The sequence below is a fragment of the Flavobacterium sp. ZT3R18 genome (assembly GCF_007097385.1).
Taxonomy (GTDB): Bacteria; Bacteroidota; Bacteroidia; order Flavobacteriales; family Flavobacteriaceae; genus Flavobacterium.
Genome location: NZ_VJZS01000021.1, coordinates 72,133 through 85,889, shown reverse-complemented (window position 1 = coordinate 85,889; position 13,757 = coordinate 72,133). Strand labels below are relative to the sequence as shown.

The following is a 13,757-nucleotide window of genomic DNA, read 5'->3' as shown; positions in this document are numbered from 1 at the left end:
AAAACATTTTAGTCGATAAAGTTAAAAAAAAAGACCGAACTTATTTTATATATTTTGCCTATATTTTACACCCCACCCGACAGGTTTCAAAAACCTGTCGGGTCTAAATTCTGCAATCTGCAATCTACAATCAGAAATCTACAATCAAAAATCTACAATAAAAAATGTTTCACCTACTCGACATCATCGGAACCATGGCATTTGCAATGTCAGGCGCATTAACGGCTATGAACAAAAAGCTAGATCCTTTTGGCGTTTTTATCATTGCATTTGTAACGGCAGTAGGGGGTGGAACCTTACGTGATGTCATGATAGGCCGCACTCCGGTGGGCTGGATGCAGGATTTAACCTATGTTTATGTGATTATATTAGGTTTTATTTTGACCATACTATTCCGAAAAAGATTAGACAAACTACGTATTTCACTAGCGCTATTTGATACCATTGGGTTGGGGGTTTTTACGCTAATTGGTATCCAAAAAGGAATAGATTACCATCTTCATCCTACTATTTGTATCGCTTTGGGAACCATGACAGCCTGTTTTGGAGGAGTTATTCGGGATATTTTATGTGTCGAAATCCCCGTAATTTTCCGCAAAGAAATCTATGCCACAATATGTATTCTGGGCGGAATCGTGTTTTTTATACTCCGAAAAATGAATCTGGAAAATGATATTTTATACCTTATTACCTCACTGGTTATTATCGCAGTTCGCTTAATGGCCGTAAAATACAAATGGTATCTATCTCCGATTGATCATAAGAAATAACGTTAATTTGTGCGATACCGCAGTAAGGAAATATTTTTTGCCATTCATAAATTTTAAAGTATTCTCCTAATTGCTTACTTTTCCAGTCTTTAATCCCCAAATGTGAAAAACTACACTGTCAAACGATATCAAGAAAAAGATTACGCCACTTGGAATACCTTCATAGGTCAAGCCAAGAATGCTACTTTCCTGTTTCATCGTGATTTTATGGACTACCACAAAGACCGATTCGAGGACTATTCTTTGATGGTATTTGAAAACGAAAAGCTAGTGGCTGTTTTGCCTGCCAATAAAGATGGAGAGGTTGTTTATTCGCATCAGGGTTTGACGTATGGTGGATTGGTTTTATTACCAAAATCCAAGTTATACCATACTATTTTTATTTTTAAAGCAATCCTTGAGTATCTTAATGAAAAGCGAATTTCTAAATTAGTTTTAAAACAAATTCCTTCCATATATTGTGATTATTTATCAGATGAGATTAATTATTTGATGCATATCTGCAAAGGGAAAGCAATAATGAAACATAATATTTCTGTTATTTCCTTAAACAATGATTTGGTGTTTTCTAAATCTAGAAGAGAATGTATTAATAAAGGGAAAAAGCAGAATTTAATCATTAAAGAAGAATCCAATTTAGAAACATTTTGGAACGATCTTTTGATGCCAAATCTAAGAGATAAATACAATGCAAAACCGGTTCATTCATTAGAAGAGATTATGTTTTTAAAAAGTAAGTTTCCTAGTGATATTCGTCACTTTAATGTTTATAGTAATGAAAAATTAGTAGGAGGAACTACTCTTTTTATTACGAAAAGAGTTGCGAAGCCTCAATATATAGCCGGAAGTGATGAAAATAATTTTTTAGGTAGTATTGATTTTTTATATGATTTTTTAATAAAAGAAATTGCTAGAGGAAAAGTTTTTTTTGATTTTGGTCCTTCACATGAAAACAATGGACTGGAGATTGTGGGGAAAATTAATTTCTGGAAAGAAAGCTTTGGGGCGCATTCTTTAGTTCAGGATTTCTATGAAGTTGAAACTGCTAATTATTATTTGTTAGACACTGTTTTGATATGATAAAATTTTTAGACTTAAAAAAGATAAACGAACCTTATGAAGTCGCTTTTCAAGATAAATTGAAAGCGGTTTTAGCCAGCGGTTGGTATATTTTGGGCAAAGAACTCCAAGAGTTTGAAACTAATTTTGCCAATTATTGTGATGTCAATTATTGCGTAGGAGTAGGGAATGGGTTGGATGCCCTAACGCTTATTTTTAAGGGATACATTCAACTAGGAAAACTGCAAAAAGGCGATGAAGTTATAGTGCCAGCCAATACGTATATTGCCAGTATACTCGCCATCTTTCAAGCCGATTTAGTACCTGTTTTGGTCGAGCCAAAGTTGGAAAGCTACAACATCGACCCGAGTTTAATTCAAGACAAAATTACATCCAATACCAAAGCCATTCTTGCCGTACATCTTTATGGTCAATTGGCAGAAATGGATAGGATTCATGAAATAGCAAGACAAAATAATTTGATTGTGGTTCAAGATGCTGCTCAGGCTCATGGTTGTGAAAATAAATTTCAAAACCTCCTAACTCCCCCTTCAGGGGGCAGGGGGGCTGGGGCGTACAGTTTTTATCCAGGGAAAAATCTTGGAGCGTTGGGAGATGGAGGTGCGGTTACAACCAATGATTTAGAATTGGCAAAAACCATACAATCCCTTCGCAATTATGGTTCTGAGATTAAATACCATAACGAATTTATTGGTGTGAATTCTAGATTAGACGAATTGCAAGCCGCTTTTCTGAACCTGAAATTACCAAATTTAGATACAGATAATGAAAAGAGAAGAGCCATTGCCAAACGGTATTTGACCGAAATAAAGAACGATAAAATCATCTTGCCTTTTTGGGATTTTAGCAGTAATCACGTTTTCCATCTCTTTGTTATTCGAACAAATAATAGGGGAGATTTACAGAATTATTTAGCAGCAAACAATATCGAAACGATGATTCATTATCCTATTGCGCCACATCAGCAAAAAGCTTTTGAATCTTGGAATAATTTATCTTTCCCTATAACCGAAAAGATACATCGTGAAGTTTTGAGTTTGCCTATAAGTCCTGTAATGGCTATAGATGAGGTAAATTTAGTTATTGCAATTTTAAATAAATACTAATGGGAATAATTAATAAAATAAAGCAATTTTGTTTTGTTGCTTTAAGGATTAAAAAGTATCAATTGTTGTCAGATTGCAAGAGCGTTTCTGGAAAACCAAAAGTATACCATCCATTAGTGATGAAGGGGAAAGGTCGAATTGTTTTTGGGAAAAATGTTCAAATGGGTGTAGTTTCAGCTCCCAATTTCTATTCTCATTACTCTTTTTTAGAGGTTCGTAATGAATATAGTGAAATTAATATTGGGAATAATGTGTCGATAAGTAACTCCTTTTCTGTCGAATGTTTTTCAAAAGTAGTCATTGAAGATAATGTACTTATTGGAGACAATTGTTCTATTATGGATAATGACGGGCATGATTTAGATATTGACGAAAGAAATTCTGGGATTCCAAAAGCTAAAGACGTTTGTATTTGTCAAAACGTTTTTTTAGGGTCTAATGTAATAATTTTAAAAGGGGTTACCATTGGAAAGAATTCAGTCATTGGTAATGGCTCAGTTGTGACCCAAAATATCCCTGAAAATGTGATTGCTGCAGGTAATCCAGCCAAAGTAATAAGAAGTTTGTAATATTGAAAAAGCTAAAACAAAACGCACTTCTAAAAGTTTTGTCGCTGAATTCTTTTTCAGTGGCAACTAGTTTTGTTTTAGGAATTATATCAACAAAGATTGTGTCGGTTATTCTAGGGACTTCTGGAATGGCACTTTTAGGTAGTTTTAGGAACTTTACTTCTATGAATAAAGCTATTGCGACTTTGGGTATAAATAATTCATTGATAAAATTATTTGTAGAAAATAAAAACGATAAGAGAGAACTTTCAATACTATATTCAACTTTTTTTTGGGTTTTTCTTTTTCTTTCAACTTTTACGGGTATTATCGTTTTACTATTTGCTAAAACCTTTTCGGAATTTTTATTTTTTAATTCGGCTTTTGCAAATCCAATTCGATTTTTTGGGTTGCTTTTGCCTCTGATTGTTATTAATACTTTTTGGATTGCTATCTATAATGGATTGGAGATGTTTAAAAGAATTGTAGTGATTCAAATTATTTCAAATACGCTTACTCTTGGACTAACTGCGTTTTTGATATGGAAAAATAACGTTACAGGAGGACTTTTTGCGGTAGCATCGGGTGAATTACTAATGGTTATTGTCACTTTTTTGTTTGTTATAAAAGATAAAAGCTACTTTAAGTTTGATTTGAAAAAAATCATTGATAAAAAATATTTTAAAGTTATAAAGAATTTTTCTGTTATGGCTTTGCTAAGTGCCTTTATCGTTCCATTGACTCTAATGTTTATACGTAATTGTATAGTAAAAACACATTCTATTGAAGACGCTGGGATTTGGGATGCGACAAATAAATTATCAGGTTTTTACATGTCGATTTTTAGTTCGGGCTTGTCATTGTATTACATGCCTAAATTGGCTTCTCTACAAACTGATTCGGAATTTAAAACAGAATTAAAATTGTACTTTAAAGTTTTTGTTCCATTATTCTTTTTGATGCTTGTAGTGGTTTTTTTATTCAAAGGGATTGTTCTGAACGTAGCATTTACAAAGGAATTTATAAAGGTAAAAGAAGTCTTAATATGGCAATTGTTAGGGGATTTGTTTAGAGTTATGAGTTTGGCTTTCGGTTATCAAATTGTTGTAAAAGCAAGGATGAAAAAATATTTTATTATCGAGATATTTTTTAATTTATCGTATCTATTGTTGTCTTTTTATTTAATAAAAATATTCTCTTTTGAAGGAGCTCTTCAATCATATTTTTATGCCAGTTTAATTACATTTCTTTTAATTTTATTTATGTTTAGAAAGTTGTTTTCAAGATCGAACTAGTTTTTCCAAACCTCTAAATATCGTTCAGCAATTTTTATATAATCGTGTTCCTTTTCGATAAATGCTCTAGCGCGCTTTCCAATTGCAGTAATTTCTTCAGGATTTTCAATTAAAAAAGACAATTTATTTACCAAATAATTGGTATCAGGCAAAGCATTTATAGCCACTCGTTCAGTAAGATTATAGCGCTCCATAAATTCAGACTCTGCACCAGTAAAAACCACTTTTCCTTTTGCCATAGCTTCGAGTGCATTGTATCCTTGGTCATATGCATACACTTGATCTAGTAAAATATGAGCTTGGTCGTATAATGTAATGTATTCTTGATACGGAATGTCCTCTACTGTTATGATTTTTACTTTTGAGGGAAATTGATGTTCAATGATGTTCAATGCTTTTTCAAAATATTGAATCCCCTTTTTGTTATAAGTTCCTCTGTTTATGCCTAGAAATATAATTATGGGAGAGTTGTTTTCAGTTTTCAAATGGTTTTTGTCCTTGATCGATATTGGATTTGGGACTAATCCTAAAAACTTTGGATGATTTAGTAGCGGCAAGTAATAGTCAAGATCACTTGCAATAACTCCTTTAATGTTGTTGTAAACCAATTGGTGTGTTTTTTGTTTGCTAGGTTTTAAATAATCTAAGATGTAGCGATATTCTGGTATTAATTTAGGGTTTTCAAAGTAGGGGTTCATTATCGAATATCGAGGTGTTTTTTGTATCATATACTTTGCAATTGTATAATCGACACCACAACAAAGTAGATACGTTTTTTTATTACGTTTGAATATTTTTTTCAATAAAAAACGTTCCATAAATGGTAAAGTCTGAATTGGAGATTCGTTTATAAGCTGCACCACATCAAAATTTTTGCATTCATTTAAATGCAAATAAAAGCGGATACCATGTTCTATTTTAGAAATGTCAAAATTGGTTAGTCGGAAGATGATTTGCCTTGGAATATTCCCTAATTTCGATTCAGACCAACGTGCTTTTGTAGACAAATCTACAGGGTAATTCTTAAAGCCATCTCCATTCGCTATTATAGTCACGGTGTGACCTAAGGTAATTAATCCTTCCTTTAATGAATTATGCAAACGGCTGTATTCTCCAACAAATAAAATGCGCATGAATGATTATATTTGTTTCAAAAATAAGAATAGCTAATGATAAATAACGGGAAAAGTCATAAAATTGCAATTGTCGGCGATAGTTTGTCTAGCGGTGGTGCCGAAAAAGTGCATGCAATTTTATCTGTTTATTTTCAGAAGAATGGTTTAGAAGTGCATAATTGTGTATTTATGGATTTGATTACTTATGAATTTTCAGGAGAAGTTTTAAATCTTGGTAAGATAAGCAGTAATTCTTTTTTTGTTTACAGAAAAGCAAAAAGGTTTTTTATTTTTAGAAATTTTATAAAAAGTAATGATTTTGACTTTGTAATTGATTTTAGACAGAAGACTAATTTTATATTAGAATTTTTGATAAGTAGGTTCGTCTATTCAAACAATGCAATTTATAGAGTAGCTAGTGGTGTTTTGGATTTTTATTTCCCTAAGTCCTCCTTCTTGGCAACTGTTTTGTGTCAAAATAAAACAATTGTAACGGTGTCTAATGCAATTAGAGAAAAGGTGGAGCAATTAGGGTTTACTAAAAAGGCACTATGTATTTACAATCCAATAGATTTTGAAAAAATAGAATTTTTAAAAAATCAATTTAATATAGAATACGACAACTATATTTTAGCTGTGGGTAGTTTTAAAGATATAAAGCAATTTGACAAGCTGATTTTAGCCTATTCAAAATCTATTTTGCCAGCTCAAAATATTAAATTGGTTCTTTTAGGGAATGGAAAAAATAGAGCTATTTATGAGAGTATGAGTAAAGAATTAAGAATAGATGAATTTGTAAAAATTGAAGACTTTCTAAACAATCCTTTTCCTTTTTACAAAAATGCAAAATTCACCGTTTTGTCTAGTAAAAACGAAGGTTTTCCAAATGTTTTACTCGAATCTTTGGCTTGTGAGACTCCAGTTGTTGCATTTAATTGTCTTTCTGGTCCCAGCGAAATTATTCAGGATTGCGAGAACGGTCTTCTTGTAGAGAACCAAAATTTAGAAAAACTAACTACAGCGATGAATCAATTGATTATCAATCAAGAATTATACTTACATTGCAAGAAAAATGCGAAGGAAAGTGTCTTGAAGTTTTCTGTTGAAAGAATAGGAGAGCAATGGATACAGCTATTTAATACAAGTAAATAATGAATATTGAAATAATTAGCATTCCAAAAATTGAAGATTATCGAGGGAATATAGCCGTTGTAGAAGGGAATTGTATTCCATTTGATGTAAAAAGGGTGTATTATTTATTTGATATTCCAAGTAATTCAAAACGAGGAGGTCATGCACATAAGGAGCAGCTGGAGTTATTGATTCCGTTGTCAGGAAGTTTTGATGTTATTTTAAAGGATGGTAGATCAACAAAAGCAATCACTCTAAATAAGCCAGATAAAGGTCTTTTGATAAATGAAAATATCTGGAGAGAATTAGAGAATTTTTCTTCTGGAGCTGTCTGTTTGGTTTTGGCATCAGACGTCTATGATGAAGAGGATTACATACGTGACTATGATCAGTTTATAGGCAGTGTCAATTCTAATAGCTCGTTAATTTAATTCCTTTTCGAATTAAAAAATCTTTTGTTTTTTTAATGCAATGCAATAAAAAAAAAGGAGATTTAAGTAAAATAATTTGTTTGTAATTTAGATTTTTGAGGTCAATACTGCGGATTATTAGCTTGTGTTTTATTTTATCTCCATCTACTTTTAGATGTTTTGCCAGAACGTACCTTTCAAAGTCTAAATATTTTTTTAAGTAGGGAGCGGTAGAACAATATTTTTCATATTGATCATAATCGGGCAAAGTTTTAGTCAGGATAGAGCTTCTGGTAATTTGATTGTCTGTTTCCATGAAATAACTCATTTGGATACTGGTACTATAGGCTAATTTAAAATTTAAATTGGCTCTAATGTTGAAATCCAAATCTTCAGAAAAAGTGATTTTTTCATCATAATGCCCAACCGTTTCAAAAACTGATTTGTGCCAGCAAACACTGCTTGGCGTGTAAATCCCTTGTTTTAAATTGATTTTAAAAAAATCAATTATCCCATTAAAACCTGAAGGCAAGTTTTCTGACCCGTTATGTGGTTTATGCTTAGTTTTGGGATAAACTTCATCAAAGTTGGTTGCGAAAATATGTGCTTCCGGGTGAGACGAAATAAGGTTTTTTACGGTTTGCAAAAAGTTTGGATGCCATAGGTCATCTGCATCAAGGAAGGTTATGTAATCAGAGGTTGCATTTTTTATTCCAGTATTTCTAGCGGCAGACAATCCTCTGTTTTTGTAATGGTCAATAATGCTGATTTTATCAGAAACATATTTAGATATTATTTCTTTGCCGCCATCTGTCGAACCATCGTCAACTATTATGATTTCGTAATCTGTAATCGTTTGTTTTAAAATGCTTTTTATTGCATTTTCTACATATCTTTCTTTGTTGTATAGCGGTATGATTATTGAAAAAAGAGCCATCTATTGTTCTTTTAAAATGAAATCAAATAATTCAAACCAGTTGTTTAATTGATTTGTTGTTTCAATTTCAGTTTTGTTACCTTGGTAAATAATCGTTTTGTTTACAAATTTAGTAATTAATGAAGCTAATTCTTCAGGTGCATTGATATCAAAAAAACAAACGGTATCATAATCCCCTACTGTTTCTTTAGCGTACGGTAAATTAGCCGCAAAAATAGGTTTTTTAAATGCTTTTGATTCTGTCAAAGGCAGACCCCAAGTTTCTAGCTTTGAAGGGAACAACAGACAATCCATTTTTTTATAATATCCAAAAACTTCTTCCCGACTTATTTTTCCAATATAATTCATTTCAGCCATATTATAATTGTGAATGATATAATTCGCATAGTTTGATTCTCCTTCGGAAATTGTCAGATGTATTTTTATTTTAGATTTTATGTTTTCAGGGAGTAGTTTCACAGCTTCTCCAATAGATTCAATATTCTTAAAACTTTTAGAAATCAAAGGATAAAAAAAATGAATTTTAGAATTGTCTAGATGAATTTTTATTAAATTGGAATTTGAAGTGAATTCGGGATGACATGTCACTACATTTTTTATACTAAATAGAGTCTCAAACTCTTTCTTTATCCAATGTTGCTGTACAAAAACGGCTTTGTTTTTTCTAATGTTAATTTGGTATAAATATTTATAGAATATTGAAAAAACTCCTATTTTATAATCAAATCGCCAATCTTTAAATGTTGATTTATAAAAAACAGTAGGATGATGACAATAAACAAAACGGTTTTTTGCTACTACATTCGGACTAATATCATGTAATGAAAACCAGATATCTGGTTTTATTTTCATAGAAAGTTTTTTGAAGTAGAAATATTCGTAGTATAGCCTTAAAAACCAAGACTTTTTAGATCTTGGGAACTCGATGTACTCTATGTTTGGATAATCAAATTTTGATTTGTCATGGATTAATGCAATGATTTTTATTCTTTTATTTTCGGAGTAAGCAGAGATTTTTTGCAAGCAATTGTCGAGTATGGTAAAAATACCGCCTTCGACCATATTAATGCCTGAAATGACTATTGTCTTCTGTTTCAATGAAAATTGATTAGATAAAATAAATAAAATTTGTTTTGCAATAGGAATATACCATTAAACCGTTCTTTGTACCACTTCAAAAATCTTGGCATCCTCGCATTTCAATGTCTTGTTTGGAAATTTTATCAATAAGGCATAATCGTGTGTTGCCATAATGACTGTTTTTCCGTTGGCATTGATTTTTCGTAATACCTCCAATACTTCTGCGCTGGTTTGTGGATCTAGATTTCCGGTTGGTTCATCGGCAAGGATAAATTCGGGGTCGTTCAATAATGCTCTTGCAATGGCAATTCGTTGTTGTTCCCCACCAGAGAGTTGGTGCGGCATTTTGTTGGCAAAGTCTTTCATGTTTACTTTGTCAAGGACTTCGTTAATTTGGTTGTCCATTCCATCTTGATCAACCCATCCGGTTGCTCTCAAAACAAAAAGCATATTGTCTTTTACGGTACGATCCGGTAGCAATTTAAAATCTTGAAAAACGATTCCAATCTTTCTTCTCAAAAACGGAATGTCGTCTTCTTTTAAAGTAGCCAAATCAAATTCGACAATTTTACCTTCACCTTCTGTCAATGCTAAATCGGCATACAATGTTTTTAATAAACTACTTTTTCCAGAACCGGTTTTCCCAATGATGTAGATGAATTCGCCATGATTGACTTCTAAATTTACATCAGATAAAATAGTTTTTCCTTCTTGGTATATGTTTACGTTTTTTAAAGACAGTACTGATTGAGACATAATAGAATTTGTTTATTGGGTAAAAGTAAAAAGATAAAATCCAAATACAAAAGTAAAATGCAAAAATTAAATTCAAAATTCCAATTCAATCGCCACTTCTTTGGAGCTATCGTTTGGACTCAAGTACAAAAAATGAACACAAATTTCACGAATTGTCACGAATTAGTTTGTGAAATTAATTTCACAAACTAAGTTAATCTTTAAAATTCGTGCTAATTCGTGAAATTCGTGTTCAAAATTGGCGCATAATAGATGTGTCCATGCAATAGCTCCTTTTGAAAGGGGAAGGGGCTGAATAAAGTTTGTTTGAAAATGATTCATAATAAAAGCAAAGAGCGTTTCGTTATAGACACATAAATAAATACATTTGATCATTAAACAAAATAACAATGCAGAAACTTCCGAAGCTCTTTTTATTCCTTTTTATTGTTCAAATAACTTCCCTTTATTCACAAGAATCCGCCATTTACAACTACCCATTAAAGGATTTCGATAAAGCACTTTTTTTATACGAAGACGAACAATATGCGTCGGCGAAAATTCTTTTTCAACATATAAAAGAAGTTTCCAACAGTGAGGGAACGCAATCAGATTGTGCCTATTACATTGCCAATTGCGCGATTCGAACCGATCAGGACAATGCCGAAGAACTCATTAACCGCTTTGTAGAGGATTATCCTGCCAGTCGAAAACAAAATCTGGCTTTTGTAGATGTAGCTTACTATTATTTTGATCATAGGGAATATAAAGAAGCTTTGCTATGGTTTGAGAAAGTAGATGAAAGTGTTCTGAAAAATAATGAGCGCAACAAGTTCAATTTTGAAAAAGGCTATTCTTATTTTGTTGACAAAAAAATGAAAGAAGCCAAAAGTTATTTTAATAGAGTAACCAATTCAGATGAAACCCACATCAAAAAAGGTTTTTCTTCCGATGAAATGAAAAAGAGTCCCGATAATTATCGGGATGACAACCAAAATTTAAATATTTTTTCGGAAGAATATGCGAAACAAAGCAAGTATTATCTGGGTTTTATGGCGTATGAATCGAATGATTATGCTGAAGCCAACAAACAATTTGATCAGGTTTCTGGCGATGAGAAATACGCCGAAAAATTATCATACTACAAATCGGATATGAGTTTTAAATCGGGGAATTTTCAAAAAGCGATCGATTTAGGAATCAAGGCTATGCCAAAATCTACTGCCTTAGAAAAATCAGAATTGAATAAAATCATTGGCGAAAGCTATTTTAATTTAAAACAATATAATGAAGCAATTCCTTATTTAGTAGATTATAAAGGAAAAAACGGAAAATGGAATAATACCGATTTCTACCAACTGGGCTATGCGTATTACCTGCAAAAGGATTATGATAATGCCATTTCACAATTTAATAAAATTATAGACGGAAAGGATTTTGTTGCCCAAAATGCCTATTATCATTTGGGTGAAAGTTATTTGGAATCGGGTAAAAAACAGCAGGCTCTTAATGCTTTTAAGAATGCTTCCGAAATGAGTTTTAATTTAAAACTGCAAGAAGATGCGAGTTTGAATTATGCCAAATTGAGTTATGAAATTGGGAATTCCTATCAAAGTGTTCCAGAAGTTTTATTGGGTTTCATTAACAAGTATCCAGCTAATCCCAATAACGGCGCGATAGAAAAATTACTGATTGATTCTTATATTTCATCCAAAAACTACAAAGAAGCATTGACTTTATTGGAGAAAAATAAAACTCCAGAAAACAGAGTTGCGTACCAAAAAGTAGTTTTCTATAGAGGATTGGAATTGTTTACCGAAGGAAATTATTCCCAATCTTTGATACTATTTGAAAAAGCCATAAAAGAACAGAAAGATGCCGTCATCACTGCACGTGCCACTTTTTGGAAGGCAGAATCTGAATATAATTTGGAGGATTACAAAGAAGCGCTATTGAGTTATAAGCAGTTTTCGGATTTTGAAAAAGCAGCAGCAACCGCAGAGTTCAAAAACATCAATTATAATAGGGCTTACGCCAATTTTAAATTGAAAGAGTATGAAACTGCTGGAAACTTTTTCCAGAGTCAGATAGAAAGTGCGAAAGGCGATAAAACTCGTTTGAATGAATCTTATTTGCGTTTGGCGGATTGCCGATTCGTGACTACCAAATACCAACCCGCTTTGGAGGCGTATATTAAGGTAATTGAATCGAAAAGTGTGGATGGCGATTATGCTTATTTTCAAAAAGCACTTTGCTATGGATTTCTTTCCAAAAACAATAAAAAAATAGAAGAACTCAATGCATTTCTATCATTGTATCCAAAATCAGACTATCAGGATGATGCTTTATTCGAATTGGGAAATACCTATGTAGCCGAGAACAAACCGGATTTGGCGATTAAAGCGTATGAAAAATTAAATACGGCTTATAGCAACAGTTCGTATGCGTCACGGTCTATTTTGCGTCAGGGATTGATTTATTATAATTCGGATAAAGATGATTCGGCTCTAGCCAAATTTAAAAAAGTGGCTTCCGATTTCCCTAAAACCCCGGAGGCTTATGAAGCTGTGGCTACCGCGCGATTGATTTATGTTGATAACGGAAAAGTAGATGAGTATGCTACTTGGGTACGCACTTTAGATTTTGTGGCAGTAACGGATGTAGATTTAGATAATGACACTTTTGAGGCTGCCGAAAAACAATACGAGCTAAGTAATGCCAAACAAGCGATCTTAGGATACAGTAATTATACAAAGAAGTTTCCCAATGGAATCCATATTCTAAAAGCGAATTTCGTATTGGCTCAATTGTATTTCGCGGAAGGTTCCGAAAGTAAATCGGTTCCCAATTATGAGTTTGTGATCGTTCAACCTCGTTGTGAATATACTGAACAAGCTTTGGTTCGATTGGTTCAAATATTTCTAAAAGAAAAAAAATGTGATACCGCAATTCCGGTATTGGTTCGTTTAGAAAAAGAAGCCGATTTTGCGCAAAATAAAACATTCGCCCAAGCCAATTTGATGAAATGTTATTATGAGGTAAAGGATTATTCAAATTCAGTGGTTTATGCCGATAAAGTTTTGGCCAACCCAAAAACCGAAGAAAACGTAAAAAGTGATGCTCAAATTATCGTGGCTCGTTCTGCCATGCAATCTGGAGATGAAGCCAAAGCCAAAGCGGCTTACGCAAAATTGCTAACTGTTAGCAAAGGAGAATTGGCTGCCGAAGCGTTGTATTACGATGCCTATTTTAAAAACAAAGACGGAAAATTTGAGATTTCGAATACTGTAATTCAAAAATTAGCCAAAAATTATTCGAGTTACCGCTATTTTGGAGCCAAAGGCTTGATTCTAATGGCGAAGAACTATTACGGATTGAAAGACAGTTATCAAGCGACTTATGTTTTAGAGAACGTAATCGAAAATTTCACGGATTATTCAGATGTAATTGAAGAAGCCAAAACGGAATTGAACCGAATAAAAGCGGAAGAAGCTAAAACTAATTCGTCTGTCACTAAATAAAGTGATTAGCTTCTATTTTCGAAATTAAT

Annotated in this window: 12 protein-coding genes; 8 read left to right on the top strand and 4 right to left on the bottom strand. The window is 32.6% G+C overall.

Going from position 1 to position 13,757, the window contains the following annotated elements; all coding sequences use genetic code 11:
• Positions 1–164: 164 nt before the first annotated feature.
• The 5 genes from FNW52_RS17300 to FNW52_RS17280 all read left to right on the top strand — a co-directional run bounded on the left by FNW52_RS17300 (position 165) and on the right by FNW52_RS17280 (position 4,799).
• Positions 165–770: a trimeric intracellular cation channel family protein gene (locus FNW52_RS17300; protein WP_143378737.1), complete on the top strand. Its 606-nt coding sequence runs from the start codon at positions 165–167 to the stop codon at positions 768–770.
• A gap of 102 nt (positions 771–872) precedes the next feature.
• On the top strand, positions 873–1,850 hold the full coding sequence (locus FNW52_RS17295) for a GNAT family N-acetyltransferase (protein ID WP_143378736.1): 978 nt from the start codon (positions 873–875) through the stop codon (positions 1,848–1,850).
• Entirely contained in the window at positions 1,847–2,956 is a 1,110-nt protein-coding gene (locus FNW52_RS17290; protein ID WP_143378735.1) for a DegT/DnrJ/EryC1/StrS aminotransferase family protein, read from the top strand. Before FNW52_RS17295 ends, FNW52_RS17290 begins: the two co-directional genes overlap by 4 nt.
• Positions 2,956–3,525, top strand: coding sequence for an acyltransferase (locus FNW52_RS17285; RefSeq protein WP_143378734.1), 570 nt, complete (start codon positions 2,956–2,958; stop codon positions 3,523–3,525). The genes FNW52_RS17290 and FNW52_RS17285 overlap by 1 nt, the downstream gene beginning before the upstream one ends.
• A 2-nt stretch (positions 3,526–3,527) precedes the next feature.
• Entirely contained in the window at positions 3,528–4,799 is a 1,272-nt protein-coding gene (locus FNW52_RS17280) for an O-antigen translocase (RefSeq protein ID WP_185966026.1), read from the top strand.
• Here FNW52_RS17280 and FNW52_RS17275 read toward each other — a convergent pair.
• Positions 4,796–5,932 carry a glycosyltransferase gene (locus tag FNW52_RS17275; protein ID WP_143378732.1) on the bottom strand — a complete coding sequence of 379 codons (1,137 nt, stop codon included), beginning with the start codon at positions 5,930–5,932 and terminating at the stop codon, positions 4,796–4,798. The two genes, FNW52_RS17280 and FNW52_RS17275, sit on opposite strands and share 4 nt — an antisense overlap.
• Before the next feature lie 36 nt (positions 5,933–5,968).
• Here FNW52_RS17275 and FNW52_RS17270 point away from each other — a divergent pair, with 36 nt between their 5' ends.
• A complete protein-coding gene (locus FNW52_RS17270) occupies positions 5,969–7,066 on the top strand; it encodes a glycosyltransferase (RefSeq protein ID WP_143378731.1) in 1,098 nt (365 codons plus the stop codon).
• The gene (locus FNW52_RS17265) at positions 7,066–7,476 is read left to right on the top strand and encodes an FdtA/QdtA family cupin domain-containing protein (protein ID WP_143378730.1); all 411 of its coding nucleotides are present in this window, start codon (positions 7,066–7,068) and stop codon (positions 7,474–7,476) included. The genes FNW52_RS17270 and FNW52_RS17265 overlap by 1 nt, the downstream gene beginning before the upstream one ends.
• Here FNW52_RS17265 and FNW52_RS17260 read toward each other — a convergent pair.
• The 3 genes from FNW52_RS17260 to FNW52_RS17250 are packed head-to-tail and all read right to left on the bottom strand — an operon-like array spanning position 7,457 to position 10,228.
• The gene (locus FNW52_RS17260) at positions 7,457–8,392 is read right to left on the bottom strand and encodes a glycosyltransferase family A protein (RefSeq protein ID WP_143378729.1); all 936 of its coding nucleotides are present in this window, start codon (positions 8,390–8,392) and stop codon (positions 7,457–7,459) included. The two genes, FNW52_RS17265 and FNW52_RS17260, sit on opposite strands and share 20 nt — an antisense overlap.
• Entirely contained in the window at positions 8,393–9,490 is a 1,098-nt protein-coding gene (locus FNW52_RS17255) for a glycosyltransferase (RefSeq protein WP_143378728.1), read from the bottom strand.
• 54 nt (positions 9,491–9,544) lie between these two features.
• A complete protein-coding gene (locus FNW52_RS17250) occupies positions 9,545–10,228 on the bottom strand; it encodes a cell division ATP-binding protein FtsE (RefSeq protein ID WP_143378727.1) in 684 nt (227 codons plus the stop codon).
• Positions 10,229–10,617: 389 nt separating this feature from the next.
• Here FNW52_RS17250 and FNW52_RS17245 point away from each other — a divergent pair, with 389 nt between their 5' ends.
• Complete coding sequence (locus tag FNW52_RS17245; protein WP_143378726.1) at positions 10,618–13,728, top strand: tetratricopeptide repeat protein; 3,111 nt, start codon at positions 10,618–10,620, stop codon at positions 13,726–13,728.
• Positions 13,729–13,757: the final 29 nt, after the last annotated feature.